The organism is Lapillicoccus sp. (genome assembly GCF_046595215.1).
Taxonomy (GTDB): Bacteria; Actinomycetota; Actinomycetes; order Actinomycetales; family Dermatophilaceae; genus Lapillicoccus.
The window spans coordinates 1-26,802 of the sequence record NZ_JBKJPP010000035.1 but is presented as its reverse complement, the minus strand read 5'-3'; the positions used below and the strand labels follow the sequence as shown (position 1 = coordinate 26,802).

The following is a 26,802-nucleotide window of genomic DNA, read 5'->3' as shown; positions in this document are numbered from 1 at the left end:
CGACGACGTGTCCTCAGCCGACGATGGCGTCGACGAAGGCCTCGGCGTCGAAGGGCGCGAGGTCGTCCGGTCCCTCGCCCAGGCCGATGAGCTTGACCGGCACGCCCAGCTTGCGCTGGACGGCGACGACGATGCCGCCCTTGGCGGTGCCGTCGAGCTTGGTCAGGACGATGCCGGTCACGTGGACCGCGTCGGCAAAGACCTCGGCCTGGCGCAGGCCGTTCTGCCCCGTCGTCGCGTCGAGGACGAGCAGCACCTCGTCGATCGGGCTCTGCTTCTCGATGACCCGCTTGATCTTGCCCAGCTCGTCCATCAGGCCGACCTTGTTGTGCAGGCGACCAGCGGTGTCGATGATGACGACGTCGGCCTCGATCTCGGTCGCCGCCCTGACCGCGTCGAAGGCGACGGCCGCCGGGTCGGCCCCGTCGCGGTCCGAGCGGATCGTCGGCACGCCCACCCGCGCACCCCACGTCTCGAGCTGGTCGGCGGCTGCGGCACGGAAGGTGTCCGCCGCGCCGAGCACGACGTCACGGTCCTCCGCGACGAGCACCCGGGCCAGCTTGCCGACGGTGGTCGTCTTGCCGGTGCCGTTGACGCCCACGACGAGGATCACGGCCGGTCGCCCGTCAACGCGCGACGACGCGATCCGGCGGTCCATCGTGGGGTCGACGAGGTCGAGCAGGTCCTCCTTGAGCCAGCCGCGGACGGTGGCCTCGTCGGTGGCCCCGTCGATCTTGACCTTGGTGCGCAGGCGCGCGACCAGTTCGCCGGAGGCTTCGACGCCGAGGTCGGAGCCGATGAGGGTGTCCTCGACGTCCTCCCAGGCGGCCTCGTCGAGGCCGCCGCGCGAGAGCAGCCCGAGCAGAGCGTTGCCGATCGCCGTGTTGCTGCGCGCCAGCCGGGCCCGCAGGCGGGCCAGTCGACCGCGGGCCGACTCGGGCCGCTCGACGGTCGTGGTGGGCGGCTCCTCGAGGACCGTGCTGTCGTCGCTCTGAGCAGCGGCGGCGGCACCCGGATCCGGTCTGGTGGCGACGGAGCCGTCGACGTCACTGCCCTCGAAGGTGGCCGACGGCGGCAGCGTGACACCCGGCGCCCGCGGCTGCGCGGTGAGCGGCGCCTCGGACTCCTTGACGCGACCGCCGCGCCCGCGGACGAACCCGACGACGACCGCGCCGGCGACGACGGCGACCCCGACGAGCAGGGCGATGACTTCCCAGAGTTGATCCAGCACGTGGCCCATCCTCGCACGCGCCCGGGGACGCAGACGGCCGCCATCCGCGGGGTGCGGGGCGGCCTTCTGGGGCGGGCGGGCGCTGGGGTCAGTCCTGCTGGCGGCTCTCTGCCTCGGGGCCCGTTGCCTGCGGCGCCTCGGCATCGGGGGCCTTCGGGCGCGTGGAGCCGACGAGGTCGCCGGTCTTCTCCCGGGCCGCCGACGTCACGGACTCGGTGCGCTCCCTGACCCGGGTGACGACGTCCTCCCCACGGGCTGTGAGGACGTCACGACCCTCCCGTCGCGCGGGGATGGCGACAACCGCGACCACCGCGAGGCCGAGCACGAGGCAGACGATCATGGCGAAAACCAGCGCAATCATGCGTTAAGGGTCGCGCATCCTCGGGTTGACGCCAAATCGACACGCCCGGGCCGACGGACCGGCAACGACGTGGCTGGGCCAACCGCCTCAGGCCGACTCGGCCCGCGCCACGTCCCGCATGCGCTGCGACACGACGGTGGTCACGCCGTCACCGCGCATCGTCACGCCGTAGAGCGCGTCGGCGATCTCCATCGTCTTCTTCTGGTGGGTGATGACGATGAGCTGGCTCGAGTCGCGCAGCTCCTCGAAGAGGGTGAGGAGCCGGCCGAGGTTGGCGTCGTCGAGGGCGGCCTCGACCTCGTCCATGATGTAGAACGGCGACGGCCGGGCCTTGAAGATCGCGACCAGCAGGGCCACCGCGACGAGCGCGCGCTCACCACCGGAGAGCAGCGACAGCCGCTTGATCTTCTTGCCCGGGGGCCGGGCCTCGACCTCGAGGCCGGTGGTCAGCATGTTGTCCGGATCGGTCAGGACCAGTCGCCCCTCACCACCGGGGAAGAGCCGCTCGAAGACGCGCTCGAACTGGGCGGCCGTGTCGTGGAAGGCCTCGGTGAAGACCTTCTCGACCCGCTCGTCGACCTCCCGGACGATGTCGAGCAGGTCGCGCTTGGAGTTCTTGAGGTCCTCGAGCTGGGTGGTCAGGAACGTGTGGCGCTCCTCGAGCGCGGCATACTCCTCCAGCGCGAGCGGGTTGACCCGTCCCAGCGCCCCGAGCCTGCGCTCGGCGACACGCAACCGCTTCTCCTGGACCTCCCGGACGAAGGGCTGGGGCTCGCCGGCCGCAGCCGTGGCCTGTTCCTGCGCCGTGGCGCCGGGGTCGGGCACGGCAGGGATCAGCTGGTGCGGGCCGAACTCCTCGATGAGCGTCTCCGGCGCGATCCCGTGCTCCTCGACGGCCCTGGCCTCGAGCTGTTCGATCCGCAGCCGCTGCTGCGTGCGCGCCACCTCGTCGCGGTGGACGGAGTCGGTCAGCTGGCGCAGCTCCTCCTGCAGGAGCGCCATCTCCTTGCGCAGGACCACCAGCTCGGCCTCCAGCTCCGTGCGCGCGGCCACCGCATGCTGGCGCAGGGTGTCGGCCCGTGCAGCGGCCACCGTCAGCAGCCTCGTCGCGTATGCCGCGCCGACCCGCACCGCTTCGGCCACCGTCGCCTCCCGCTGGCGACGTTGCCGACGCGCGGCGCTGCGCTCGCGGGCACGCAGCTCTGCCGTGGCTGCGGCGTCGAGCGAGCCTGCCCGGTCGCGCAGGGCACGGGCCCGCTCCTCCTGCGTGCGCAGGGACAGCCGCAGCTCCGTCTCGTGCGTGCGAGCGGCCGTCGCTGCGGCGTCGAGGCGGTCGCGCTCCGCGGGAGAGGCATCCTCGGCACTGTCCTCGGTGGGGGCGCTCGCGGCGGCGAGCCGTTCGGCGAGGGCGGCGTGCTCGTGGCGGTCGGCCTCGACGGCGCCCTCTGCGGTCGCGATGGCGCGGGTGGTGCGCTCGGACTCGGCGCGGGCCGTGCGGACGGCGACCCCCAAAGCGCCCAGCTTCTCGGCGACCGCCGACATCTTCGCGTCCGAGTCGTGGAGCCGATCCAGCGCCACCTCGACGGCGTCATTGGCGTCGGTGACCGCGGCCTGCACGGTCGCCATCGAGAAGCGCGCCTGCTCACCGCGGCGGGTCGCCTCGGCCACCCGGTCGCGCGCCTCGTCGACGGCGGCCTGGATCTCGATGAGGCTCGGCGCCGCGGAGCTGCCGCCCCGGACCCAGCCGGGCGCGACGACGTCGCCGTCCGGGGTGACCGCGGTGATGGCGTCATCGCTGCGAGCGAGGGCAGCTGCGGCGTCGACGTCGGCGACGAGCGCGACCCGGTCGAGCAGCTGCTCCACCGCCGGTCGGAGCTCGGCGGGACAGGAGATCACCTCACGGGCCCAGCGCGCCCGGGGGGGCAGTGCCGGCCACGAGGCGGGGTCTGTGGGCCTCGCGGACTCGCCGACAAGCATACCGGCGCGCCCGGCATCCTGCGCCCGCAAGGTGGCGAGCGCCCGCTGGGCGCCGTCCACCGTGCCGACGGCCAGGGCGTCGGAGGCCCAGCCGAGAGCGGCCGCGATCGCCGTCTCGTGGCCGGACTCGACCTGCAGGAGCGACGCGACCGACCCGGTGATCCGGTGGGCCTGGTCCTCGGCGGCGAGCAGGGCGGCAGCACCGTCCTTTCGGCTCAGGCTGAGCTCCAGGGCCTCGGCCCGGGCGGCGCCGGACTGACGGTCACGCTCGGCCGTGCGCTCGCTCTCGCGCAGCGCCTCGAGCCCGGCCTCGAGCCGCTCGAGCTCGGCCGCCGTCTGCTCGTAGGTCGTGTCGAGCCCCTCCTCGCCCTCCTCCTCGACGGCGATGGACGCCTCGAGAGTGGCGAACTCCCGCTCTGCCCGGGCGGCCCGGGCCTGCGACTGCTCGACGTTGGTGCGCAACCGACCGATCTCGGCCTCGCCGGCCTCGATCCTCGAGGCCTTGGCGCCGACCTGCCCGGCCAGGCGGGCCAGCCCCTCGCGACGGTCCGCCGCCGCCCGGGCGGCGCGCGAGAGGCGTTGCTGCTCCGCGGCATACAGCTGCTCGGCCTCGCCGCGGGCGACGACGGCAACCTCGAGGTCCTCCGTCGCGCGGACGATCTCGGCTGCCAGGGCTTCGTGCTGGCTGCGGACCTCGACGGCCTGGGCCCGGAGCCGCTCGGGGTCCCGGGTGGATGTCCCGGCGCCCTCCTCGGCAGGGTCGTCCTCGGACAGGAGGCGGACTCGTTCGGCGGCGAGCGAGCCGGTGGCGGCGAGCCGCTCGGTCAGGCGGGCCAGGGCATACCAGCGCTCCTGGGCCCGGGTCAGCTCAGGGCGCGCCTGCTCGGCGTCGCTATCGAGCGCGGCCAACCGGGCGCCGAGGCCGGTCAGACCCTGCTCCACCTCGCTCCGCCGGGCGATGAGCGCCGTCTCGTCGGCGACCTCCTGCTCGAGCGTCGAGCTGAGCTGGATGAGGTCGTCGGCGAGCAGCCGCAGCCGGGCGTCGCGTTCGTCGGCCTGGATCACCGCGGCCCGCCGGGCCGTCTCCGCCTGGCGACCGAGCGGGCCGAGCTGGCGCCGGATCTCGCCGGTGAGGTCGTTGATGCGGGTGAGGTTGAGGTCCATCGCCTCGAGCTTGCGCAGCGCACGTTCCTTGCGCTTGCGGTGCTTGAGGACACCGGCGGCCTCCTCGATGAAGCCGCGCCGCTCCTCGGGAGTCGCCCGCAGCACCGCGTCGAGCTGGCCCTGACCGACGATGACGTGCATCTCGCGGCCGATCCCGCTGTCGGACAACAGTTCCTGGATGTCCAGCAGCCGGGACGCCGTCCCGTTGATGGCGTACTCCGAGCCGCCGTTGCGGAACATCGTGCGCGAGAGCGTCACCTCGGTGTAGTCGATCGGGAGGGCGCCGTCGCTGTTGTCGATCGTCAGCGTGACCTCGGCCCGCCCGAGGGGGGCCCGACCGGCCGTGCCGGCGAAGATGACGTCCTCCATCTTGCCGCCGCGCAGCGACTTCGCGCCCTGCTCGCCCATGACCCAGGCGAGGGCGTCGACGACGTTGGACTTGCCGGAGCCGTTCGGGCCGACGATGCAGGTGATCCCCGGCTCGAGCCGCAGGTTGGTCGCGGAGGCGAAGGACTTGAAGCCCTTGAGCGTCAGGCTCTTGACGTACACGAGCGGAGGGCCCTCTCGGCGGCGGCGCCCGCACGGACGGGCGTCCGGCCGGCTTCGATCCCGCTCACCCTACCGGCGAGATCGCGCCCGGCCCGGCAACCGGACGGCCCGGTGGTTCGAGGGTCGGGAGGGGCTGCTGGGACTGATGTGAAGTCGGTGGCGGCCGCGTCATGAGCGGGTCAGGGCCGGACCCGGTCGGCGATGTCCTCGTGATGACGGATGACCTCGGCCACGACAAAGCCGAGGAACTTCTCCGCAAAGATCGGGTCGAGGCCCGCCTCCTGCGCGAGCTGGCGGAGGCGGGCGATCTGCTGCTCCTCCCGGCCCGGGTCCGCCGGGGGCATCGAGCGCTCCGCCTTGAGCACCCCGACCTGCTGGGTCGCCTTGAAGCGCTCGGCGAGCAGGTGGATCAGGGCAGCGTCGATGTTGTCGATGCTGCTGCGCAGCCTGGCCAGCTCCGGGGGGACGTCACTCACGGCCAACAGGGTATGCCGGGCCGCCCGGATGCTGGTCGGCACGTCTCACGTCGTGGTTGACGCAGTGTTCTATGCCTCCTCCTTCTCGCCGGACTGCGTCTCGTCCGGTCGGCCCGACGTGGCCCGGCTACTTCGCGACGAACTGGGTCACGCCCCCGCGCGCCCCGGACCACTGGGTGACGACTGCGGCGACGTCACCCGGGCGCCCGGTGCGGCTCGGCCGTTCTCCGATCAGGTCCACGAGCCCGCCGATGGCCGCCCCCTCCCCTTGGGCGACGACCTCGACCCGTCCGTCTGGCATGTTCCGGGCATGGCCGACGAGGCCGAGCTCCAGGGCACGCGCCCGGGTCCACCACCGGAAGCCGACCCCCTGGACCTGCCCGCGGACGAAGATCGTGGCGCGCTCCATGGTGTGGACCATACGCAGCGGCGTGGAGGATGCCGAGCGAGTGAGTCGATCATGGCGTCCGCCCACCGCCCCGCGCGCCTGCACGGCATACCCGGTCTGGTTCCTTATGCTCCGAAAAGAGGCGACCACGGGCAGCTGGCCGCCGCGGACCCACGGACGAGGACGGTGCTGGTGTCCACGCTGGAGCGGACGGTCACTCAGGGAGCAACGGTGTCGGCCGATGGCGGGGCGACCTCACGCGCCCGCGCGACCAGTGCGATGAGCCACCTGGACGGGCTCGACGGGCTGCGGGCCCTGGCCATCATCGCCGTCGTCGCCTACCACCTCGACCCCGCGTGGCTGCCCGGCGGCTTCCTCGGCGTCGACGTGTTCTTCGTGGTGTCCGGCTTCCTCATCACCTCGCTGCTGCAACGCGAGGCCTCGACCCGCGGGACCATCGACCTCACGCGCTTCTGGGTCCGGCGCGCGCGACGGCTGCTGCCGGCGCTCGCCGTGTGCGTGACGGTGAGCATCCTCGTCGCCCGACTGGTCCACCGCGACCTGCTCGTCCACCTGCCCCGACAGGTCGCCGGCGCCCTGACCTTCTCGACGAACTGGGTCGAGATCGGCGCGGGGAGCAGCTATTTCGACCAGACCTCGCCGCAGCTGTTCATGAACTTCTGGTCGCTGGCCGTCGAGGAGCAGTTCTACGCGCTGTGGCCGCTGGCCGTCGCCGGGCTCGTCGCCTCCGCCGTGGCCCTGCGGGTCCGCCTCGGCCTCACCCTCGCTGCGGCGGCGGTGTCGACGGCGCTGATGGCCGCGTGGTTCGTCCCGGGCCGGGACGCGACCCGGGTCTACTACGGCACCGACACCCACCTCATGGGCCTGATGCTCGGGGCTGCCCTGGCCTTCGCCTGGGCCTCGCCGCGCCGGGCCTGGCTCGGCACGGACGCCTGGCAGCGCTGGCGGCGACCGGCCATCGCCGGGTCCCTCGCGATCCTCGCGGTCCTCGCCATGACGTTGACGGAGGAGACACCGCTGACCTTCCGCGGCGGCATCGCCCTCGCCTCGGTGGCCACCGCGGTCCTCGTCGCGGGGCTGCTGCCGGTGGGCGAGGAGACGTCCCGCTGGCGCCGGCTCATGGGGGCCCCCGTGCTCGGGTGGGTCGGCCGGCGCTCCTACGGCATCTACCTCTGGCACTGGCCCGTGATCGTCATCGTCGGGGAGGACATCCGCACCGCTCCCGGCACCCCGGGCCACCTCGCGAGCCGCCTGTGGTGCGTCCTGGTCACCCTCGCGCTCGCCGACCTGTCCTACCGCTTCGTCGAGGCCCCCGTCCGCGCCTGGGGTTTCCGCGAGGTCGCGCGGATGATCGGGCGGGGCATGGCCTCACCCTTCACGAAGGTCCCCCGCGTCGTTGCCGGCAGCGTCGCGCTGATGCTCGTGGTCACCACCGTGCTCGTCCTCACGGCGCCCGACCGCAGCGAGACCCAGCGTCTGCTCGACGACAACTCTGCGTATGCCGGGGGCTCGCCGGCCGCACCCGGCGGCGGGGCGGTCCTCCCCGCACCATCCGGGCCGACGACCGCCGGGCCCACACCCGCTGCGGCGCCGCCCACGCCGGTGCCTTCCACGCCGACGCCGGGCACCACCGCGCCCGCGCCGACCCGTCCGGTGCCGCCAGCCGGAGTCTGGACGATGCCCACCGGGCCGCAGATCGACGGCTTCGGCGACTCGATGATGGTCGCGAGCGTGAACGCTCTCGAGTACTACTTCCCCGGCATGCGAATGGACGGCAAGTCCAACCGGCGCTGGAGCGACGGACTCGCCGCGGTCTCCGGGCGGGGCGCCGACGTGCGACGTGGGGTCGTCCTCGCCTTCGGCACCAACGCCGGCGTCGACGAGGCGGTCCTCGGTCAGGTCCTCGACGCGCTCGGCCCCGACCGGATGGTGGTGCTCGTCAACATCTACGGCAAGGCGTCATGGATCGACGAGGCCAACGCCGCCGTCGCCCGGGCTGCCGCGACCCGGCCCAACGTCATCGTCGCCGACTGGAACACCGCGATCCGGGCTCAGCCAAACCTCCTGCAGTCCGACGGCATCCACCCCGGGATCACCGGGGCGCACCTGTTCTCCAAGACGGTCCGCGCTGCCATGGCCGCGCTCAGCGAGCGCCAGACCGGCGTCACGGTCGCGCTGAAGGACCTCCCCGCCTACTGACACGACCGACTGGTGGGCCGTCACTCAGCCAGCCACGCGGCATACGAGTCGAAGGTGTAGGGCCGGTCGAGGAAACCGGCGACGAGGTCGGCTGCGTCCTGCTGACCGCCCCGGGCCAGCACCCGGTCCCGGTAGCGCCCGGCGACCTCGGGGTCGAACATGTCGGCCTTGTCGAAGGCGCTGAACATGTCCTTGGCGATGACCATCGACCACATGTAGGTGTAGTAGCCCGAGCCGTAGCCCTCCAGGTGGCCGAAGCTCGCCGGCATGTGGGTGCCCTCGATGTAGGGGAAGAGGCTGTACTTCGCCTGCAGCTCGCGGGTGCGCTCGGTGAGGTCGGCGGGGGTCTCGACGTGGAACCAGTAGGACATCGAGGCGTAGAACATCTGGGTCCGGGCGTCGTAGCCCTTGCCGAAGTCATCCGCCCGGCGCATCTTCGCGACCAGCTCGGCCGGGATCCGGTTGCCGGACGCGTCGACCGCGAAGGTCCGCAGGATGTCGGCGTCCCAGGCCCACTCCTCGAGCATCTGGCTCGGCGCCTCGACGAAGTCCCACTCCGTCGCCACCCCGGAGAAGCGCACCCACTCCCCCCTCCCGGCGAGCACGTGGTGCACGAGGTGTCCGAACTCGTGGAACAGCGTCACCACGTCGTCGTGCTCCATCAGCCCCCGGGGGAAGTTGCAGACGAGCACGCCCTCGGCGAGCTGCCGCCCGGCGACGCCCCGCACGAGGTCGAACTGGGCGGCGTGCTTGTACTTGCCCTCACGCGGGTGGAGGTCAAGGTAGATCCGGCCCAGCGCCTCACCCTCCGCCTCGGGCGTGCCGGCGAGGAAGACGTCGTATGCCGCGACGTCGCCGTCCCAGAGCACGGCGTCCTCCGCAGGGCGGTAGGTCAGTCCGAAGAGTCGGCCGGTGACGTCGAGCAGGCCCTGGCGGACCCGTGCGAAGTCGAAGTAGGTGCGCACCGTCTGGGCGTCGACCTCGAAGTTCTCCCGGCGGACCGCCTCGGCGTAGAACATCAGGTCGGCGCCGTCGATGGTCGATGCTCCGGGCACGTCCTGCCGCAGCCGCGCGAGCACGACGTCCCGGTCGCGCTGTCCGGACTCCAGCGCCGCCGCCGCGATCTTGTCGATGAAGGTCGGGATCGCGTCACCGTCCTTGATCATCTTGACCTCGGCGTCGTAGTCGGCCCAGTTGGCGTAGCCGAGGATGCTCGCGTGCTCGCGACGGATCTCGAAGAGCTCCTTGAGCAGGACGTCGTTGGCGGGGTAGGCCCGGTTGAGGAAGGTGACCCGCAGGTCGCGCCGCGTCGCCGCGTCCTTGCCGAAGGTCGAGAAGGGGATGACGTCGGGATAGTCGGTGGTCAGCGTGACGAGCCCGTCCTCACCCACCGGGTGCGCGTCGATCCAGTCCTGGGGCAGCCCGTCGAGCTTGTCGGGGGTGACCCGGACGATGCGCACGTCGTCACGGATGTTCTTGCTGAACTCCTGCCCGACGACGATCGCCCGTTCCGAGAGCTCCGTCACGCGCGCACGGGTCGCGTCGTCCCGGTCGACGCCTCCACGACGGAAGTCCAGCAGGGTCTTGTCGAGGACCCGGGCGGCGAGCTCATCGAGCCCGGACGGGTCGACGGCGGCGAACACCTCGTAGAGGTCCTTGTCGAGGCTGAGGTCGGTGTCGAGCTTCTGGACCTCCTGCATGGCCCCCTCGGCGCGGGTGCGGACGGCCTCGACGGGGTGGACCTCGCTGAAGAGCGAGGAGCAGGACGCGACGTTGCTGATGGCGGTGCTCACGTGGTTCCACCGGCGCAGCAGCTCGAGCGCGTCCGTGGGCCGGTCACCCTTGATCTCGTCGACGAGTCGGCGGGCCTCGCCGAGGTTGACCCGGCACCGCTCGTCGAGCCAGGCCTGCGCCTCGTCGTTGGTGGGAAGCGGTAACGGTGAGAGGGGCGTGGTCGAGAGGGGCGAGGTGCTCACCGAGGGATCCTAACCGGCGGCCTCGGCCTCGGTCGCGGCTGGCACCGGGGGCACGAGTAGGAGGAGCGGTTCATGAACGCCTCGCGCCGGATCGGCGCCCCGCACCGCCGGCAGGGTCGGCCCTCCTGTCCGTAGGCGTCGAGCGACCGGTCGAAGTAGCCCGAGGCCCCGTTGACGTTGACGTAGAGCGCGTCGAAGCTCGTCCCCCCCTGGTCCAGGGCTTCGAGCATGACGTCGCGCGCGTGTCGCAGCAGCCGAGCCAGCGCGGGCTTCGTCAGGCTGGAGGCGAGCCGCTCGCCGTGGATCGCCGCGCGCCACAGTGCCTCGTCGGCATAGATGTTCCCGACGCCGGAGACCAGCGACTGGTCGAGCAGGGCCCGCTTGACGGCGCTGTCACGGCCCCTCATCCGGGCGACGACGGCCGCCTCGTCCCAAGCCTGCTCGAGCGGGTCAGGCGCGATGTGCCCCACCGTCTCCGGTATGCCGTCCTCGCGCAGCTCCGCCAGTGACATTCCGCCGAAGGTGCGCTGGTCGACGAACCTCAGCTCGGGGCCGTCGTCGGCGAAGGTGAACCGGGCGTGCAGGTGCTTCTCGTCGGGGGCGTCGGCCGGCTCGACGAGGAGCTGGCCGCTCATCCCGAGATGCATCAGCAGGGCCTGCTTGTGGCCGTCTGGGGCCCGCAGGACGAGCCAGAGGTACTTGCCGCGCCGTCGCGCGCTCTCCACGTCGGCGCCCGCGACCCGGTCCGCGAGGTCGGCCGCGCCGGGGACGTGCCGGCGCACGACGCGGGCCCCGCGGAACTCGACGTGCTCGATCCGTCGGCCGACGACGTGCTCGGCCAGACCACGTCGCACGACCTCGACCTCGGGCAGCTCAGGCATCTCAGGTGGGCATCTCAGGTGGGCATCTCGGGTGGGTGCCTCAGGCGGGGTGGACGCCCAGCTTGGCGGCCAGGGTGCGTCGGCTGTCGAGCGCGGACCAGGCCTGCTCGGCGGCACGCTGCTCGGCCTCCTTCTTGCTCCGGCCGGCGCCCTCCCCGAGCACCTCGGCCCCAACGACCGCCCGGGCGACGAAGGTCTTCTCGTGGTCCGGCCCGGACTCCTCCACACGGTATTCGGGCGAGCCGAGCGACGTCGCGGCCGCGATCTCCTGGAGGCTGGTCTTCCAGTCGAGGGCGGCGCCGAGGGTCGCCGACGAGGCCATCAGGGGGTCGAAGAGGTGGTGGATGAAGGCGCCGGCCGCCGGCAGGCCCAGGGAGACGAAGACGGTGCCGATGAGGGCCTCCATGGTGTCGGCGAGGATCGAGGCCTTGTCCCGCCCACCGGTGGACTCCTCACCGCGGCCGAGCAACAGATAGCTGCCGAGGTCGATGGTGCGGGCCACGTCGGCGAGCGCCCGCATGTTGACCACGGCCGCGCGCAGCTTGGCGAGCTGTCCCTCGGGCAGGTCGGGGTGGGCCCGGTAGAGGGTGTCGGTCACGATGAGCCCCAACACCGAGTCACCGAGGAACTCGAGGCGCTCGTTGTTGGGTAGGCCGCCGTTCTCGTAGGCGTACGAGCGGTGCGTCAGGGCACGCCCCAGTAGCGGCTCGTCGACCCGCTCACCGACCACCTCGAGGAGGTAGTCGGCCAGCGCGTCGACCGGCCGCGGGGGCTCGGACACCGACGTCATGGGTGGCCGTCGTTCAGGCCTGGTGCTCGGTGCGCTCGGCGGTCGCGTAGTGACGGCCCTTGTAGGTGCCGCACGACGGGCACGCGATGTGCGGCTGCATGTTCGCACCACACTGCGGGCACGTGGTGAGCGTGGCAGCGGTCGCCTTCCAGTTCGCGCGCCGCGAACGGGTATTGGATCGCGACGTCTTCCGCTTCGGGACGGCCACGTCAGTTCCTCTTCTCTTCGGTTACAGCAGGGTCGGATGATCCCGGTGAGTCAGGGGTGGTGCCGGCGAGCAGGCCGTTGAGCGCGGCCCACCTCGGGTCGAGCAGGTCATGGTGGTGGTCGGGGTCCTCAGCGAGGAGCGCTCCGCACTCGGAGCACAGCCCGGGGCAGCTGGCACGGCATACCGGCTGGAACGGCAGTGCGGGCACCACGGCGTCCCGCAGCACGGTCTCGAGGTCGATCAGGTCGCCCACGAGCTCGTAGACGTCGTCGTCGTCCGAGTCGATGTCCACCTCGTGGTGGTGCGCCGCCCGGTCTGCGTAGGCGAACAGCTCTTGGAAGGTGACCGCCACCAGCTTGGTGGCGGGCTCCAGGCACCGCACGCACGCCCCGGTCGCCGTGGCACGGGCCGAACCGGTCACAAGGACACCCTCGACGACCGACTCCAGGCGTAGCTCGACCTCGATGGGCGCGCCCACCGGGACGGCGAAGATGTCGGTGCCGAACTCCTCGGGTGCCTCGACGACGCGTGACATCTCGTGCATGGACCCCGGCTGCCGCTGAAGCTCCCTGGCGTCGAAGACCAAGGGCTTGCGAGGGTCGAGGCGAGTCATGACGTCCACATGTGTCGAAGGTGCGGCCCACGCCCAGGACGGACGGAGACCGACGGGCCACATTACCCGAGCGAGCGCTTCTGCCCCAAATCACCGTATGCCGGGTGCGTGCCTCATGACTTCCTCGGGGTCCGGACGGTCCCGGCCCTCACCCCGGACGGCGTGCCCCGAGATCATCAACCCGTCGCGAAGCGCCTCTCGCGACCGCCCGCGCGCAGGCGCCAGACCCTCCTCAACCAGCCGACGCCGCCGAGGGATGACCGACGGCTGCACCAGAGCGGCTGCCAGTCCTGGGGAGCTACCTGACGGTCAGGACGACTCGCATCCACGGGTGGATGCAGCATTCGAACATGTAGGTTCCTGGCTTCAGCCCCGCGGTCTGGAACGAGGCTTCCTTGTCTGCGGCGACGAACACGTTGACCGGCGACGGAGGCATGGGCGCCAGTTCGCCGCTGGGCAGCGTGGACGCGCACTCTCCTGCCGGGACCGGGTTGCCCGAAAGCTGGTTCAACGGCGCGATGAAGCCACCGCCAAAGGCTTTGACCATGGTGAAGGTGTGCGTCTCGCCGCCGTCGTTCTCCAGGATCACTGGCCGTCCCCCGCGGATGGTCAGCTTCGACGGGTCGAACCTCCACTCAGCCGCCTTCCTGGTGGCCGTCAGCTCGGCGATGAAGGCACTGAAGGTGGTCTCACCCTCACCGACGCAGACGCCAGGAAAAATTGCGTTGAACGACGCCGCGTGGCAGTCATCGAGGATCGTGATCTCTTGCCCGTCGTGCCCGCCGCCAGACGCTTGGCTGGGGGTCGCGAGCCCCAATGCGCTCATCGCCGCCACAGCCCCCGCTGCCAGTGTGACCCACACATTCCTTCGCGTCATAACCGCTCCAGTACGGTCGCTCGGAGCGGGGGGGCGAATGCTCACCTAGGGAAGCCCTGGGCGTGCCGCAGGCCAGACGCTACTCCCAACCCGCTGGGCCTACAAGACATCCACGAAATGGCGGAAAATGGTTTCTGCGCCTCTGGGCTGATCGCCTACGGTCGCGGAACATCGTTGCTATTGGGGGCAGTTGGCTGCAGCATCAGGTGACGGTCTCGGCCCTTGGGCTGGGTCAGGGTCCGATGGTTGTGAACGTGGCACTCATCGCGGGGCGACTTCGCGCCTTGTCCGTTTGAGGTGGGAGGCATGGCAAGAAGCGACGTTCGGAGACGACCAAATGCGGCGTCCTTCGCGCCGATGGCCAGTCGTTGTCGGACAACGTAAGTTTGACGGTCAACTCGTTGGATCGAGGCTGGGCGTGAGCGGACGTGTCGTGGACGTTGAGTTGCCGGCCGACGCCCTGTCGCGTGCCGAAAAGGTCTACCGCGACGGGTTCGGCTGGCAGGTCAACAGTGTCCCCGGCGGGGGATACACCTTGGTGAATATTCTGCCCTCGACGACTGAGCCATCGACCACTGGACCATCGACCGCCCGTGGTAACGATCGAGGTCGACGACATCGGCCGGGTGCTTCCGGCGGTAGCAGACCTCGGCGGTCACATGGTCCGCGGACGGATGCCCGTCGGCAGCGCGGGATTCGCCGCGTACTTCGCCGACATCGAGGACAACACAGTCGGCCTGTGGGAGAACGGGCGATAAGCCTCGGGGCATCCCCACTGCCCCTGCAAGAGGGCCGGCCTTCGAGACGTGCTCAGACGATAGCCAGCAGCCCGTAGGCGATGGTGCGGTAGACGAAGCCGGCGTACCGCTCGAGCGACCAGCCGCGACGCCGGACGAGCAGCTCGAACATCTCGGGGGAGGTCACCGACCACATGAGGTCTGTTGCCTCCTCTTCGGTCACCTCGGGTCTCAGATGACCGGCGGAGTGAAGAAACTGTGCGTTGTCAGCCATTCTGCGGTGGCGGCGATCGTCCAGCTCAGCGAGCAGTCCGCCCATCCTGGGGTCGACCAGTGCGGCGTCCCGCACCAGGAGCGCAATGGGAGACACCCTCGACGCGACCTCCATCGAGAGGATCGACCATCCGCGGACGACCTCGCGGGCGTCCGCGGATTCCCGGAGGCTGTCCGACCGGCGCTCCGCGGGGACGGGGCCGTCACCGAGCAGGGCCTCGTCGTGCAGAGCCCGGACCAGGCCCGTCTTGCCTCCGAAGTTCTTGTAGACCATCTCCTCAGAGACGCCGGCTCGGCTGGCCACTGCCGACACCGTGGTGGGCGCGAAGCCGTCATCCAGGAAGAGATGGCGCGCCGCCGTGAGGACGGCCTCCCGCCGGGCGCGAGCATCGGTCCGCCGTTTGGCGGAGTCGTAGCGTCGTCGACTCTTGACGTGATGGGTCATCAGGTTCACACTCCTATTGAATACAGCTAACTGTATCGAATTCGAGGAGGTCTTCGTGATGGACCGGACAGCCGAGCGACGTCGCAACTTCGCAGACCACCTCTGTGCGGCGACCAACTCCCACCACATCGAGCGACTGGTCGACTGCTTCACCCCGGACTACGTCAACGAGACCCCCGTCCACCCCGAACGCGACTTTCGGGGCCTCGAGCAGGTCAGACGGAACTGGACACGGATCTTCGCCGCTGTCCCGGACATCGTGGCGCAGGTGGTCCGCAGCGACCAGGTCGGTGACACCGTCTGGTCGGAGTGGGAAATGAGGGGGACACGGCTCGACGGAGGCGAGCACCTCATGCGCGGAGTCATGGTGTTCACGGTCGACGGCGAGCGCGCCAGCGCCGTGCGCTTCTATCTCGAGCCCGTCAACCGCGGCGGAGTGGATGCAGACCGTGCCGTTCAGCAGCTGCTGAACCTCCCTCGTTCATGATCCTGGTCGTGGGTGGCTCCGGGCGCCTCGGTAGCAGCGTGGCGAACCGTCTGCACCGCCGCGGACTCGCGGTCTGCGTGCTGAGCCGTGGTCTCGCGGCCAACCCCGGGACGCTGGACGGCGGGGTTGAGGTCGTCCAGGGAGACGTTCGCGATCCCGCGAGCCTCGTCGCGCCGATGGAGGGAGTGGACGTCGTCGTCTCGGCGATCCAGGGATTCGCCGGACGGGGAGGCGTCACACCGCAGTCCGTGGACCGGGACGGCAACATCCACCTCATCGACGCTGCAGAACGGGCCGGCGCGGACATGGTGATGCTGTCCGTGATCGGCGCCTCGGCCGGCAGCGGGATGGAGCTGATGCGGATGAAGTTCGCCGCCGAGCAGCGACTTCGATCGGGCAGCTGCCAGTGGACGATCTTGCGATCGGATGCCTACGCCGAGACCTGGATTGGCCTTCTGGAGCAGACTGCCGGCAGGTCCGGAAAACCACGAGTCTTCGGTCGGGGGGACAACCCCATCTCGTGGGTGAGTGTCGAGGACGTGGCGGCGGTCGTCGAACGCGCAGTCGTCGACAACAGCCTGCGCGGCCGAGTCCTCGAACTCTGCGGCCCCGAACCGGAGACTCTGACTCGGCTCGCCGAGATGGTCATGGCTCACCACGGCTGGACGGGCACACCCAAGAACGTGCCGCGCTCCATGCTCCATCTCATGGCGAACACCGTCGGTCGGATCAAGCCGGAACTTGGCCGGCAGTCCCGCGCAGCGCTGGCAATGGACACGCTGCCGACCAGTCATGACGCCGCCCTGCGCCGCGAGTTCCCCGACCTGCCATGCACGCCGGTGTCCCAGGTGGTCGCGCGTCGCATCGTCATACCAGAATGATGTTGCGGTGATCGTGCTCGACATCCCGGCATCGGCAAGTCGACGCTTGCGCCGTTATGTCCGGGACCGTCCGCTGGCCCTCTGCCTGGATCTCGACGGGGTCCGACGTTTGATCGGCCGCTGGGACAGTCATGAAACGGAGTCGGGTCTGCTCGCCCGCACGATGGCGCTGGAGATGGCAAGAGTGCACCTCCTCGGCGGCCACATTCAACGGGGGCCAACGGTCTGCGAGGTCGTTCTGATGGACAGCAAGGCGAATGCCGTCGCCCGGTTTCAGGCGAGGGGAGAGGCGGTCGTCCTGGCCGTTCACCACCGAGAGGCCGTGCAGATGGTCGCCGGGTCGAAGGGGCTCGCGCGGATGTACGACCGTCTTCTGGCGGTGCTGGCCGAGCGTCCACGAGCAACCGTCGTCCACACCCGCTTCGGCGAGACAGAGACGGCATACCAAGGCGTGCTCGCCGCAATCACCGCGCCCGGGCGCCCTCGAGCTAGGCGAACTTCGACTTCAGCGCCGTCAGGACGGCGTCCGGGATGAGTCCCGTGACGTCGCCGCCATACCTGACGACCTCCTTGACCAGTGAGCTCGAGACGTGCTCGAAGCGCGGGTCGCCCGGCATGAAGATCGTCTCGACGCCGGTGAGGTGCTTGTTCATCAACGCCATCGGCAGCTCATAGGCGAAGTCGGTCCCCCCGCGCAGTCCCTTGACGATGGCGTGGGCGTCGAGCTCGGTGCAGACGTCGACGAGGAGCCGGTCCGCGACGGCCTCGAACCGGATGTTGTCCACCCCGGCCAGGGAGGCGGCGAGCAGGCTCATCCGCTCGTCGATGGAGAAGGTCCCCTCCTTGGCCGGGTTGTGCAGCACGACCACCACGACCTCGTCGAAGAGCGCGGCCGCCCTTCGCACGACGTCGACGTGGCCGTTGGTCACCGGGTCGTAGGAACCCGGGCACACGCATCGTCGTCGTTGGCTGCTGCTCGTCACGCGATCACGCTACCGGGCCGGGGACGTCGGCGAACCAGATCGTCGTCTCGCCGTAACGTCGTTGACCCATCGGGGTCAGCGGGGCGAGCCAGCGCGGCTCCGGACTGCGCGACGAGCGCTCGACGACGACGATCGCATGAGGCGCCAGCCACTGCCCGGTCACGAGCAGGGCGAGCACCGCAGCCAGGGCCTCCTCATCGACGTCGTAGGGCGGGTCGAGCAGCGCGAGGTCCACCCGGTCCCCGCTGACCGGGGCGACGGCGAGGACACGCTCGACGGTCTCGGCCCGGACCCGCAGACCCGGCCGTCCGATGACGTCAGCGTTGGCGCGCGCGACCGCCGCGGCGGCCCGGTTGGACTCGACCAGCAGGACCGATGCCGCCCCCCGGCTCGCGGCCTCGAGACCAAGCGCCCCCGACCCGGCATACAGGTCGAGGACCCGCGCGCCCGTCAGCACGTCGAGGTGCTCGAGCCGGGAGAAGAGCGCCTCCCGGACCCGGTCGGAGGTCGGACGGGTGCCGACTCCCGGCGGGGTCTGCAGCCGGCGACCGCCCGCCGAGCCGCTGATGATGCGGGTCACCTCAACCGCGTTCCAGGTATGCCGCTTGCTCCTCGTCGAGGCGGATGGCCACCCGCGCTGCCAGCTGGGGATGCGCCGCGAGCGTGGGGTCCTGCTCGATGAGCGCACTGGCGTCCTCGCGGGCGAGCGCGATGAGCTCCTCGTCGTCGCGGTTGCCCATCCGCAGGAACCGGATCGATGTCGAGCGCCCGCTCTGTCGGGCGCCGAGGACGTTGCCCTCGCGGCGCAGCTGGAGGTCGCGGCGGGCGAGCTCGAAACCATCCGTCGTCGCCTCGACCGCCTCGAGCCGCTCGCGCGCGTCAGTGCCTGGCTCGGCGTCGGTCATGAGCAGGCACAGTCCCTGGACGCCACCACGGCCGACCCGGCCGCGCAGCTGGTGCAGCTGGGAGATCCCAAAGCGGTCGGCGTCCATGACGACCATCACCGAGGCGTTGGCCACATCGACCCCCACCTCGATGACCGTCGTCGAGACGAGGACGTCGATGTCGCCCGCCGCGAAAGCCTGCATCGCCCTGTCCTTGGTGTCGGCATCGAGCCGGCCGTGGAGGACCTCGAGCCGCAGCCCAGCCATCGCCGGGTTCTGCGCGAGCTCGTCGAGCATGACGTAGACGCCGGTCAGCTCCTTGGCAGGCGCGCCGTCCTCCGCTTCGTCGGCCCACTCGATGTCGTTGTCATCACCCGGTGCCGGATCCACGGGTGTCGTCCCGGTCGCCCCGCCGGCACCGGCCTCGAGCCCAGGCTCGGGCTCGGGCTCGCCGATCTTCGGACAGACGACGTAGGCCTGGTGGCCCTGGCCCACCTCCTCGGCGATCCGCTGCCAGGTCCGCTGCACCCAGGCCGGCCTGCCGACCTCGACGATGTGCGTCTCGATGGGCGAGCGGCCCTTCGGCAGCTCGCGCAGGGTTGAGGTCTCCATGTCGCCGAACACGGTCATCGCGACGGTGCGGGGGATGGGGGTGGCCGTCATGACGAGCAGGTGGGGCGGCGTCCTTCCCTTCTCGCGCAACGCATCTCGCTGTTCCACACCGAAGCGGTGCTGCTCGTCGACGACGACCAGGGCGAGGTCGAGGAAGGCGACGTGCTTCTGGATCAGGGCGTGGGTCCCGATGACGATGCCGGCGTCGCCGGTGACCGCGTCGTTGAGGCTCGATCGTCGGGCCGCCGCCGACTGACCGCCGGTGAGCAGTGCGACGGTGGTGCCGAGGTCGCTGCCGCCGAGCATCCCGCCCATCGCCAGGTCGCCGAGCATCGCCGTGATCGAACGGTGGTGCTGCATGGCGAGGACCTCCGTGGGAGCGAGGAGGGCGGCCTGCCCCCCGGCATCCACGACGGCAAGCATCGCGCGCAGGGCGACGACGGTCTTGCCCGAGCCGACCTCGCCCTGCAGGAGGCGGTGCATCGGCCGGCTGCGGGCCAGCTCGGACTCCAGGAGGGCGCCGATCTCGCGCTGACCCGTCGTCAGCTCGAAGGGCAGCCGGGCGTCGAACGCCTCGAGCAGCCCGCCGGGACGGGGCAGTCGCGCGGTGGCCTCCAGCGACTCCACGGCCTTGCGCCGCTGCGCGAGGATCGTCTGGAGGACGAACGCCTCGTCGTAACGGAGCCGGTTCAGCCCCAGGCCCGGGTCATCGTCGAGACGAGGCCGGTGGATCAGCTCGAGGGCCGCGCTCCGGCCGAGGAGGCCGCGCTTGACGAGCAGCTCCTCGGGCAGCGGCTCGCGGATCTCGCTGATCGAGTCGAGGGCGTGCTTGACCATCCCGCGAATGTGGAAGGACTGAACCTTGCCCGTGGACGAGTAGATCGGGACGAGGTGCTCGAGGTAGGCGTCGACCTTGTCGAAGCCGTCGCCGAGCAGCTCGTACTCCGGGTGGGTCAGCTGCCAGCGCCCGCCGTAGCGACCCACCGTCCCGATGAACATGCCCACCCGGCCCGGGACGAGCTTGCCCTTGTGCCCCCAGGCCTTGAAGAAGGTGAGGTCCAGCTGGTGGGTCCCGTCGGTGATGACAGCCGTGAGCATCTCCTGCCGGGGCCGGTTGCGCATCGGCCTGGTGGTTGCCTGCTCGACCCGGGCCACGACCACGACGGGATCACCCTCCGAGAGCCCGGACAGGTCGCTCAGCTCGTTGGGCCGAAGGTACTTGCGGGGGACGAACTCGAGGAGGTCGCCGACGGTGCGGATCCCCTTGTTCTTCTCGAGCAGGGGCGCGGCCTTGGCCCCGGAGACCTTGGCGATCGCCGAGTCCTCGGTGAGCAGCATGCCTACTCCACCCCCAGCATCAGCGGATAGACGGGCTGACCGCCGTAGAGCTGGGTCACCTCGAGCTCCCGCCGGCGGATCCTGGCACTGGTGGCGACGTCCTCGCCGAGCTTGGGGGGTGCGTCCTCGCCGCTGACCACGGTGAGCAGCTCGCCACCGCTCGACAGCAGCAGCTCGACCACCTCGCCGCCGACCTGGTGCAGGTCGCTGCCGATGACGGCGACGTCGCCGTCCACGATGCCGAGCACGTCGCCGACGTGGCACCACCCGGCGGAGGTCAACGCCTCCTTGGTGGCGGTGGTGACGGCGCCGTTGCGGGTGGCCGCGGCGGCGCTGGTCATCGCCAGCGCGTTGTCGGACAGACTCTGGTCGGGCGCGAAGACCGCCAGGGCCGCGATCCCCTGGACGGCTGTGCGGGCGGGGACGACCCGGATGTCGAGGCCCTCCTCGGTGGCGACCCTGGCCGCCGCACCCGCCGCCAGGACCGTGTCGGCGTCGTTGGGCAGGAGCAGGACCGAGCCGGCCCCGGTGGCCCGAGCCGCCTCGAGCAGCTGGCCCGCTGAGGCGCGCCGCCGCGGTCCGCTCATGACGACCCGTGCCCCGGCTGCACGGAACACGCCCGCGAGTCCCTCGCCGGCGGCGCACGCGACGACGGCCTGGGCCAGGGCCTCGGGGTGGGGCTGGGTCTGGTCGTGGAAGTGGGTCACCCGGATCCGGTGCGGCCGGCCCGCCTCGATGCCCGCCTCGATGGCTGCGCCGACGTCGTCGACGTGGACGTGGACGTTCCACAGGTCCCCCGAGCCGACGACCAGCAGCGAGTCGCCGAGCCCGTCCAGGCGGGCCCGCAGGGCGGCGACCGCCGTGTCACCAGTGTCGCCGAGCAGGTACATCACCTCGTATGCCGGGCCGCCGGGATCGAGGTCACGTCCCGCCCTGCTCGGGACGGCGATGTGCTGGGCCCAGCCGGGCCGTCGCTTGAGGGGGTCCTCCCCCGGGAGCGGCTCGGTCCCGAGGTCGCCCGTGACGACACGTTCGAGCGCCTCGAGCAGCAGGACGTAGCCGGCGCCGCCGGCGTCGACCACCCCGGCACGAGCCAGCGCGGGGAGCTGACCCGGGGTGGCGGCCAGCGCGTCCCGCGCCGCGGCGAGCGCCGCCAGCGTCACGGCATACACCGTCGGGCCGGCTGTGGCCGCGACCCTGGCCGCAGCCCGGGAGACCGACAGGATGGTGCCCTCGACCGGCCTCGTGACGCTCGCCCAGGCCAGGGTGTCCGCCCGGGCGAGGGCCGCGGCGAGCCCGGCGCCGTCGAGGGGCTGACCCCCTCCGGCCGCGACCTCGTCGGCGAAGCCCCGGAAGATCTGGCTGAGGATGACACCCGAGTTGCCGCGTGCCGTGAGCAGGAGCGCCTTGGCGAAGACCTCCGACTCGCGGACGAGCGCCAACACGGGGTCGGGCGTCCCGGCACCCGACCTCGCCTCGTAGTCGGTGCGGGCCGCGTCGAGGGCAGCGTCGAAGGTGAGGTAGAGGTTGGTGCCCGTGTCGCCGTCGGGCACGGGGAAGACGTTGAGCGCGTCGATCTCGGCGCGGCGGCTGGCAAAGGCTGCCCGGGTCACGACTGCCCACCGCCTGGCCGCGACGGCGTCGAGCCGGGTGAGGATCGCCGGGTCGTCGGCCGTCTCTCGCGTCACGTGGTGCCTCCCCGTTCCCCGACCTGGCGTGGTCGGTGCATCGATGCAGGCTACTCGTGGGCGACGACGACGGAGACGGCATCGGCCCGCGCCTTCCGTTTTGGTCCGCCCGCCCCCCGTCGGCTACTCTTGACCGGTTCCCGCCAGTGGCGCCTGCACGACTGCGCCTGGCGCCGATACGTTTCCCCGATTCACACATTCGAGTTTTCAGGAGATCCACCGTGGCTGCCAACTGTGATGTCTGCGGCAAGGGACCGAGCTTCGGTCACAGCATCTCGCACTCGCACCGACGCACCAAGCGCCGTTGGAACCCCAACATCCAGCGCGTCCGGACCATTGTCGGTGGCGTGACCCCCAAGCGCCAGAACGTCTGCACGTCCTGCCTCAAGGCGGGCAAGGTCACCCGCTGAGCGTCTGACCTTCGGCACGGGCCGGCACCCATCCGGGTGGCCGGCCTTCTGCCTGCCCGGCTCAATCCGCTTACCCTGACCAGTCGCCTGCTTCCCCCGGATCAGTCGGTGGCCGGCGCGAAGTGGTCCCAGCCGCGGGCCCGTTCGGGATGACCGTCGAGGGTGACCCCCGCGCCGTCGCCGACGACTCCCACCGCCCGCCAGCCCGCCGGCAGCACCCGGTCCGGTGGGAAGGTGGCGAGCAGCGAGTGCTCCTCGCCCCCCGCCAGCACGCACTCGCGGGCCAGCGCCGGGCCCATTGAGGGCTCGAGTCGCGCAATGTCGGCGGCGAGAGCCGCGCTGTCGAGGTGCAGGCACACCGCGCTCGCCCGCGCGACGCGCGCGGCGTCACGCAGCAGCCCGTCGGACAGGTCGAGCATCGCCGTCGCACCGCCCTCGGCGGCGATCCGGCCCTGGGCGAGCGGTGGACTGGGCCGACGTTGCAGAGCCACCGCCTCCGGGTCCGCCTCCGCCCGTCCTCTCTCGAGCAGCCTCCACCCGGCCGCGGCGAGACCGAGCGTCCCCGCGACCGCGATGACGTCTCCCGGGTGGGCACCGGAGCGAAGCACGGGCGAACGCCCGTCCAGCGACCCCAGCGCGGTGACCGAGACCACCAGCGTGCCCGGTTGCGCTGACGACAGGTCGCCCCCCAACACCGTGCACCCGGCGGCCCGCGCGGCCTCGCCGACGCCGCGGGCCAGGTCGAGGACCCACGCCACCGGCGTCGCGACGTCCGCGACGAGGGTGATCAGCAGGCCGGTCGGTCGCCCGCCCATGGCAGCGACGTCGGCGAGGTTCTGCGCCACGACCTTGGCCCCGACGTCGTGCCCGCTCGACCAGTCGTCGCGCCAGTCGCGACCGCGGACCATGGCGTCGGTCGTCGCGATGACCGACCCGCTCGGGGTGGCGAGGACGGCCGTGTCATCTCCCGGGCCGACGACGACTTCCGGGCCGCCCGCCAGGAGGGGGAAGATCTCATCGAGCAACGCCTCCTCGCTCAGCTCCGCGAGCGTGCGCCCCCGACCTTGCTCGTGCGCCACGTCCTGCGGCCCCGCGTCCTCCTGCTCCACGTCCTCCTGTCCCACGTCGACTCCTCTGCACAGACGAGGGCCCTCGCGATGCGGACCTCCCGGGACGAAACCGTCACGCGCACGGTAGCGTCTGCGCTGAGGGCGCTTGCGCTCGCGTGGTTCCGCGGGGCACCGAGGCCCCGGCCAACCAGAGAAACGAGGTGTGTCGTGGTGGTTCAGGCCTACATCCTGATTCAGACCGAGGTCGGCAAGGCTGCATCGGTGGCCGAGGCGATTGCCGGGATCTCGGGAGTGGCGTTGGCCGAGGACGTCACCGGCCCCTACGACGTCATCGCCCGCGTCGAGGCCAACACGGTCGACGAGCTCGGCAAGCTGGTGATCGCCAAGATCCAGGACGTGCCGGGCATCACCCGCACACTGACGTGCACGGTGGTCCACATCTGAGCACCTTCTCGAACATCACGGTGGCCGCAGCGACCCGTTCGCTGCGGCCACATCGTTCGGCCGGCCGCTCGGCATACCGGGTGGTTGTGCCGGTCCTGCTGGGTCTGGTCGGTCTCGCCGGCTGCTCCCGCAGCGTCGAGGTGACCGTGCCCCAGCTCGCCTCCGACGCGTCGTGCACCGCTGCGTCCGGCGCCTGGCCGACCACCGTGTCGGGCCTGAGCCCCGTGGATGTATCACCGCAGTCCCCCGCAGTCCGCGCCTGGGGCGACCCGGCGATCGTGGCTCGGTGCGGTGTCGCCACGCCCGGGCCCACGACGGACAGCTGCCTGAGCGTCAACGGGATCGACTGGGTGCTCACGGAGCTCACCGACGGCTCGAAGTTCGTCACCTACGGTCGCGTGCCCGCCATCGAGGTGCTGGTCCCCCGACGTTATGCGCCCGAGGGGGCGCTGCTCCCGGTCTTCACGGAGGCCGCAACCCGGCTCCCGACGACCGGCAACCACTGCACCGGCCCCCCTTGACCCACATTCACCGCGGGTAGAGGACGTGGGACGCTCGCGGCAAGTGAGATCTTCCGACGTGCCTTTTCAGCGGGAGGGACTCTCGGCCAGGAGGGACCAGGCCTCGCGGGAAAGTGTCGCCGGGACGGCGCCCGGATAGGAGTAGCGAATGATCTCTGCGGCTGCCTGGTCGAGTGCACCTCCCCCGGCATAGTCCTTGAGGGTGTCGACCTGCGTGCCGTCCTCCCGCCAGAAGTCGAAGGTCTGCTTGGGCCCGTCTTCGCTGAGGTCCTCGAGGGACGGAACGTAGAGCGGCACCGAAAGCCACGCCATCGCCTTCTCCGGATCCAGCAGAGCCCGTGGGTCCTGGTCCGTGATGTGGATCCAGCCCTCCCGCCTGGCCTGGTCAACATCGTCGGGCACCACCGTGAGTCCCAAGACCTTAGCTCGGGCTGTCAGCGCACAGACCAGGGCGTCACAGGCGTCGTCCGTCGACAGGGGCTTTCGCCAGTCCTGCCCGATGGTAAGGAAAGGAAAGGCCTGCTCGATGAGCGCCAGCGTCGGCTTCCTCTTGGGCAGGGACCACGCGACCAGCGCTGCGGTCGGATAGGTCTCGCAGACGCGACCGGTCACACCTGAACGGTCGACGTCGAGGCCGCGCTTACGCAGGTCGTATTCGATCGCTGACCACATCACGGCGGTCTTGCCGAGCCTGTCGAAGGAGGCCGGCAGTGGCAGGGCCCCGTATTCCTGGAGCCGTTGGTCGCCCGCGCGGCGAGCGAGTGTCTCCTTGCGCCAACGCTCCCGGTCCCTCGGCGGCACTCGACCATGGTCTCGATGCGCCGCAATGAACTCGACGAAGGCCTCTGGCCATCCGAAGGGGACGTCAACCGCGAACTGCGCATCCTCGGAGGCGATGAGGCTGACAATCGCCTCAGGCGCCAATGGAGTCCTGACGTCAACCACCTCGGGGAGCCCCGCATCCCAACGGATCGCCACGGCGGCGCACTTCTTGGGCTTGGTAGACAGGTCAATGCCCCATGTGACCATGCCCATGGTGTCGCTCATGTTTCCTCTTCTCGGCGCGAGGGCGAGCTGGCAGTCGCAGCGGGCGCCGTCGGATGTTGGGTCCGAGGCTCAGCGTAGGGCTGACCACGGATGCGGGGGCAGCGAAGGATCGGCGTCTTGGATTCAGAAGGTCCGGACGCACTCGCTCCACACCGTGAGGAACGCGCTAGTCTCGGCGAGCTCGACCTCCGCTTCGCGGCAGAGTCGGGCGAGCGTAGCCGCCCCGATAGCGGCCGAGTCGGGCGAGCGTAGCCACGTCAATCAGCCGTTGTACCGGCCGCGGGTGTCTCTCCGTTCGCCACCTCCTCGATCCAGTCGACCGCTGCGTCGGACAGGTAGAAGCCGGTGGGCCCGTTCTGGCCGACCCACCACGCGTCGGTCCCCACCAAGCCGCCGGCCCGCGTGATCTCAGCAACGACCGAAACCGGCAGGGCGTCGCCGTTGTTGGCGATAAGCCAGTCTCGGGTCTCATGTCGCAACCTGGGCCACCACACCTCCATGGACATGGACACATCGTCGCAGGAAGCCTGACGACCAGTCGAGCGTCCGCGCATCGCAATGACCGCTACACCGCCAGGGCGGTCGCTCCGCGCCATCCGCCGCGGCAGAGATCGGTGCCTCGCTGCGGCGGGGGCCTGCCACGGGCCAAGGAGCGGCACCCGTAAGGGGGCCAGCGGCATTCGGCGGAGTTCACCGCTGTGGGGTGAGGCGGTTAGTCAGCAGACTGGATCTTGCGCCAGCCACCTGCGCGGTTGTTGGCGATCACCGCCCGAAGCAGCTCCAGCATGGCCCTCGTCATCGCGCCATCCAGGCCGCTCTCGTGGTGTTCTTCGGGGGCAACGGCCCGTACGGCGATCCGAGCCTGCCCCCGCCGCCCGACCTGCCGTTCGTGGACCGCGCGACGTGGTGGGTCGGCACCGGCCCCGGCGCCTTGTCCAGCGTGGCCACCCTGGCGGCGCTGGGCGCCTTCGCCCTGGTCGCGCTGAGCCGAATGCTGGATCGGCCCGTTCCCCGCGGCTTCACCTGGGAGCGTTCTGCGCGACCGCCCTGTTCAGCCTGATGGAGCTGGCAGGGCCCATCACCGTCGCAGTGGGATACGTCCAGTTGCGTCGGGACCCGACCGCCGCCCGTAGCTACAGCCCCTTTGGCTCTTAGACCTCACCTCGCTCGTGGTCTGCCTGGTTCTGGGGGTCCTCGGCGGCGTGTTGGCGTGGACCCTGTGGTCGGACCGCCGCTCGGCGTACGAGGAACCGTTGCCTGCCGAGCCGCCC

General features: G+C 70.9%; 28 protein-coding genes and 1 pseudogene. 10 read left to right on the top strand and 19 right to left on the bottom strand.

Going from position 1 to position 26,802, the window contains the following annotated elements:
- Positions 1–13: 13 nt before the first annotated feature.
- The 5 genes from ftsY to ACLL9L_RS03310 form a co-directional block, all read right to left on the bottom strand.
- Positions 14–1,240 (bottom strand): signal recognition particle-docking protein FtsY, encoded by a 1,227-nt coding sequence (gene ftsY, locus ACLL9L_RS03330; RefSeq protein WP_411283228.1) that lies wholly within the window; start codon positions 1,238–1,240, stop codon positions 14–16.
- A gap of 79 nt (positions 1,241–1,319) precedes the next feature.
- Complete coding sequence (locus tag ACLL9L_RS03325; protein WP_411283227.1) at positions 1,320–1,592, bottom strand: hypothetical protein; 273 nt, start codon at positions 1,590–1,592, stop codon at positions 1,320–1,322.
- An 87-nt stretch (positions 1,593–1,679) separates the two neighbouring features.
- The gene (gene smc, locus ACLL9L_RS03320; protein WP_411283226.1) at positions 1,680–5,282 is read right to left on the bottom strand and encodes a chromosome segregation protein SMC; all 3,603 of its coding nucleotides are present in this window, start codon (positions 5,280–5,282) and stop codon (positions 1,680–1,682) included.
- Positions 5,283–5,461: 179 nt separating this feature from the next.
- Positions 5,462–5,758, bottom strand: a complete 297-nt coding sequence (locus ACLL9L_RS03315; protein WP_411283225.1) for a chorismate mutase — start codon at positions 5,756–5,758, stop codon at positions 5,462–5,464.
- Between the two features lie 127 nt (positions 5,759–5,885).
- Entirely contained in the window at positions 5,886–6,167 is a 282-nt protein-coding gene (locus tag ACLL9L_RS03310; RefSeq protein WP_411283224.1) for an acylphosphatase, read from the bottom strand.
- Positions 6,168–6,338: 171 nt separating this feature from the next.
- Here ACLL9L_RS03310 and ACLL9L_RS03305 point away from each other — a divergent pair, with 171 nt between their 5' ends.
- The gene (locus ACLL9L_RS03305; protein WP_411283223.1) at positions 6,339–8,366 is read left to right on the top strand and encodes an acyltransferase family protein; all 2,028 of its coding nucleotides are present in this window, start codon (positions 6,339–6,341) and stop codon (positions 8,364–8,366) included.
- Positions 8,367–8,386: 20 nt separating this feature from the next.
- Here the strand turns inward: ACLL9L_RS03305 and ACLL9L_RS03300 are convergent, their stop codons facing one another.
- The 6 genes from ACLL9L_RS03300 to ACLL9L_RS03275 form a co-directional block, all read right to left on the bottom strand.
- Complete coding sequence (locus ACLL9L_RS03300; RefSeq protein WP_411283222.1) at positions 8,387–10,342, bottom strand: M3 family metallopeptidase; 1,956 nt, start codon at positions 10,340–10,342, stop codon at positions 8,387–8,389.
- Positions 10,339–11,223, bottom strand: coding sequence for a bifunctional DNA-formamidopyrimidine glycosylase/DNA-(apurinic or apyrimidinic site) lyase (gene mutM, locus ACLL9L_RS03295; protein ID WP_411283221.1), 885 nt, complete (start codon positions 11,221–11,223; stop codon positions 10,339–10,341). The genes ACLL9L_RS03300 and mutM overlap by 4 nt, the downstream gene beginning before the upstream one ends.
- 40 nt (positions 11,224–11,263) lie before the next feature.
- Positions 11,264–12,013 carry a ribonuclease III gene (rnc, locus tag ACLL9L_RS03290; protein ID WP_411283220.1) on the bottom strand — a complete coding sequence of 250 codons (750 nt, stop codon included), beginning with the start codon at positions 12,011–12,013 and terminating at the stop codon, positions 11,264–11,266.
- A gap of 13 nt (positions 12,014–12,026) precedes the next feature.
- Positions 12,027–12,221, bottom strand: coding sequence for a 50S ribosomal protein L32 (gene rpmF / locus ACLL9L_RS03285; protein ID WP_411283219.1), 195 nt, complete (start codon positions 12,219–12,221; stop codon positions 12,027–12,029).
- Between the two features lies 1 nt (position 12,222).
- Positions 12,223–12,834 carry a YceD family protein gene (locus tag ACLL9L_RS03280; RefSeq protein WP_411283218.1) on the bottom strand — a complete coding sequence of 204 codons (612 nt, stop codon included), beginning with the start codon at positions 12,832–12,834 and terminating at the stop codon, positions 12,223–12,225.
- Positions 12,835–13,132: 298 nt separating this feature from the next.
- Positions 13,133–13,669 (bottom strand): hypothetical protein, encoded by a 537-nt coding sequence (locus tag ACLL9L_RS03275; protein ID WP_411283217.1) that lies wholly within the window; start codon positions 13,667–13,669, stop codon positions 13,133–13,135.
- Positions 13,670–14,048: 379 nt separating this feature from the next.
- Here ACLL9L_RS03275 and ACLL9L_RS03270 point away from each other — a divergent pair.
- Positions 14,049–14,243 (top strand): annotated as a pseudogene (locus ACLL9L_RS03270) (hypothetical protein); the annotation flags it as partial.
- A gap of 61 nt (positions 14,244–14,304) precedes the next feature.
- Positions 14,305–14,469, top strand: coding sequence for a hypothetical protein (locus ACLL9L_RS03265; RefSeq protein WP_411283261.1), 165 nt, complete (start codon positions 14,305–14,307; stop codon positions 14,467–14,469).
- Positions 14,470–14,521: 52 nt separating this feature from the next.
- On the opposite strand, the gene ACLL9L_RS03260 is transcribed toward ACLL9L_RS03265, so the two are convergent.
- Positions 14,522–15,166: a TetR/AcrR family transcriptional regulator gene (locus ACLL9L_RS03260; RefSeq protein ID WP_411283216.1), complete on the bottom strand. Its 645-nt coding sequence runs from the start codon at positions 15,164–15,166 to the stop codon at positions 14,522–14,524.
- Positions 15,167–15,224: 58 nt separating this feature from the next.
- Between ACLL9L_RS03260 and ACLL9L_RS03255 the strand changes: the two genes are divergently transcribed.
- From ACLL9L_RS03255 to ACLL9L_RS03245, 3 genes are read left to right on the top strand one after another with little or no spacing between them, the layout of a single operon-like run.
- The gene (locus tag ACLL9L_RS03255) at positions 15,225–15,653 is read left to right on the top strand and encodes a nuclear transport factor 2 family protein (RefSeq protein ID WP_411283259.1); all 429 of its coding nucleotides are present in this window, start codon (positions 15,225–15,227) and stop codon (positions 15,651–15,653) included.
- Positions 15,650–16,534, top strand: a complete 885-nt coding sequence (locus ACLL9L_RS03250; RefSeq protein WP_411283215.1) for an SDR family oxidoreductase — start codon at positions 15,650–15,652, stop codon at positions 16,532–16,534. Before ACLL9L_RS03255 ends, ACLL9L_RS03250 begins: the two co-directional genes overlap by 4 nt.
- A gap of 7 nt (positions 16,535–16,541) precedes the next feature.
- Complete coding sequence (locus ACLL9L_RS03245; RefSeq protein WP_411283214.1) at positions 16,542–17,069, top strand: hypothetical protein; 528 nt, start codon at positions 16,542–16,544, stop codon at positions 17,067–17,069.
- On the opposite strand, the gene coaD is transcribed toward ACLL9L_RS03245, so the two are convergent.
- The 4 genes from coaD to ACLL9L_RS03225 are packed head-to-tail and all read right to left on the bottom strand — an operon-like array spanning position 17,023 to position 22,039.
- Positions 17,023–17,517, bottom strand: a complete 495-nt coding sequence (coaD, locus tag ACLL9L_RS03240; RefSeq protein WP_411283213.1) for a pantetheine-phosphate adenylyltransferase — start codon at positions 17,515–17,517, stop codon at positions 17,023–17,025. The two genes, ACLL9L_RS03245 and coaD, sit on opposite strands and share 47 nt — an antisense overlap.
- A gap of 4 nt (positions 17,518–17,521) precedes the next feature.
- Positions 17,522–18,097, bottom strand: coding sequence for a 16S rRNA (guanine(966)-N(2))-methyltransferase RsmD (gene rsmD, locus ACLL9L_RS03235; protein ID WP_411283212.1), 576 nt, complete (start codon positions 18,095–18,097; stop codon positions 17,522–17,524).
- Position 18,098: 1 nt separating this feature from the next.
- On the bottom strand, positions 18,099–20,351 hold the full coding sequence (locus tag ACLL9L_RS03230) for an ATP-dependent DNA helicase RecG (RefSeq protein ID WP_411283211.1): 2,253 nt from the start codon (positions 20,349–20,351) through the stop codon (positions 18,099–18,101).
- Positions 20,352–20,353: 2 nt separating this feature from the next.
- Positions 20,354–22,039 carry a DAK2 domain-containing protein gene (locus tag ACLL9L_RS03225; RefSeq protein ID WP_411283210.1) on the bottom strand — a complete coding sequence of 562 codons (1,686 nt, stop codon included), beginning with the start codon at positions 22,037–22,039 and terminating at the stop codon, positions 20,354–20,356.
- A gap of 221 nt (positions 22,040–22,260) precedes the next feature.
- Here ACLL9L_RS03225 and rpmB point away from each other — a divergent pair, with 221 nt between their 5' ends.
- A complete protein-coding gene (gene rpmB / locus ACLL9L_RS03220) occupies positions 22,261–22,449 on the top strand; it encodes a 50S ribosomal protein L28 (protein WP_411283209.1) in 189 nt (62 codons plus the stop codon).
- A gap of 101 nt (positions 22,450–22,550) precedes the next feature.
- Here the strand turns inward: rpmB and thiL are convergent, their stop codons facing one another.
- Positions 22,551–23,573 (bottom strand): thiamine-phosphate kinase, encoded by a 1,023-nt coding sequence (gene thiL, locus ACLL9L_RS03215; RefSeq protein WP_411283208.1) that lies wholly within the window; start codon positions 23,571–23,573, stop codon positions 22,551–22,553.
- Positions 23,574–23,729: 156 nt separating this feature from the next.
- On the opposite strand from thiL, the gene ACLL9L_RS03210 reads away from it, so the two are divergent.
- Entirely contained in the window at positions 23,730–23,963 is a 234-nt protein-coding gene (locus tag ACLL9L_RS03210) for an Lrp/AsnC family transcriptional regulator (RefSeq protein WP_411283258.1), read from the top strand.
- A 20-nt stretch (positions 23,964–23,983) separates the two neighbouring features.
- Complete coding sequence (locus tag ACLL9L_RS03205) at positions 23,984–24,484, top strand: DUF3515 family protein (protein ID WP_411283207.1); 501 nt, start codon at positions 23,984–23,986, stop codon at positions 24,482–24,484.
- 66 nt (positions 24,485–24,550) lie between these two features.
- Here the strand turns inward: ACLL9L_RS03205 and ACLL9L_RS03200 are convergent, their stop codons facing one another.
- The gene (locus tag ACLL9L_RS03200; protein WP_411283206.1) at positions 24,551–25,531 is read right to left on the bottom strand and encodes a DUF429 domain-containing protein; all 981 of its coding nucleotides are present in this window, start codon (positions 25,529–25,531) and stop codon (positions 24,551–24,553) included.
- A gap of 257 nt (positions 25,532–25,788) precedes the next feature.
- Positions 25,789–26,037 carry a hypothetical protein gene (locus ACLL9L_RS03195; protein WP_411283205.1) on the bottom strand — a complete coding sequence of 83 codons (249 nt, stop codon included), beginning with the start codon at positions 26,035–26,037 and terminating at the stop codon, positions 25,789–25,791.
- A 314-nt stretch (positions 26,038–26,351) separates the two neighbouring features.
- On the opposite strand from ACLL9L_RS03195, the gene ACLL9L_RS03190 reads away from it, so the two are divergent.
- Positions 26,352–26,591 (top strand): hypothetical protein, encoded by a 240-nt coding sequence (locus ACLL9L_RS03190; protein WP_411283204.1) that lies wholly within the window; start codon positions 26,352–26,354, stop codon positions 26,589–26,591.
- The last annotated feature ends 211 nt before the right edge of the window (positions 26,592–26,802 follow it).

Excerpts from the sequence above, each read along its gene's own strand:
- ftsY (WP_411283228.1), bottom strand. The coding sequence starts at position 1,240 with ATGGGCCACGTGCTGGATCAACTCTGGGAAGTCATCGCCCTGCTCGTC.
- ACLL9L_RS03325 (WP_411283227.1), bottom strand. The coding sequence starts at position 1,592 with ATGATTGCGCTGGTTTTCGCCATGATCGTCTGCCTCGTGCTCGGCCTC.
- ACLL9L_RS03310 (WP_411283224.1), bottom strand. The coding sequence starts at position 6,167 with ATGGAGCGCGCCACGATCTTCGTCCGCGGGCAGGTCCAGGGGGTCGGC.
- mutM (WP_411283221.1), bottom strand. The coding sequence starts at position 11,223 with ATGCCTGAGCTGCCCGAGGTCGAGGTCGTGCGACGTGGTCTGGCCGAG.
- rnc (WP_411283220.1), bottom strand. The coding sequence starts at position 12,013 with ATGACGTCGGTGTCCGAGCCCCCGCGGCCGGTCGACGCGCTGGCCGAC.
- ACLL9L_RS03280 (WP_411283218.1), bottom strand. The coding sequence starts at position 12,834 with ATGACTCGCCTCGACCCTCGCAAGCCCTTGGTCTTCGACGCCAGGGAG.
- ACLL9L_RS03260 (WP_411283216.1), bottom strand. The coding sequence starts at position 15,166 with ATGACCCATCACGTCAAGAGTCGACGACGCTACGACTCCGCCAAACGG.
- ACLL9L_RS03255 (WP_411283259.1), top strand. The coding sequence starts at position 15,225 with ATGGACCGGACAGCCGAGCGACGTCGCAACTTCGCAGACCACCTCTGT.
- ACLL9L_RS03250 (WP_411283215.1), top strand. The coding sequence starts at position 15,650 with ATGATCCTGGTCGTGGGTGGCTCCGGGCGCCTCGGTAGCAGCGTGGCG.
- ACLL9L_RS03230 (WP_411283211.1), bottom strand. The coding sequence starts at position 20,351 with ATGCTGCTCACCGAGGACTCGGCGATCGCCAAGGTCTCCGGGGCCAAG.
- ACLL9L_RS03200 (WP_411283206.1), bottom strand. The coding sequence starts at position 25,531 with ATGAGCGACACCATGGGCATGGTCACATGGGGCATTGACCTGTCTACC.
- ACLL9L_RS03195 (WP_411283205.1), bottom strand. The coding sequence starts at position 26,037 with ATGTCCATGGAGGTGTGGTGGCCCAGGTTGCGACATGAGACCCGAGAC.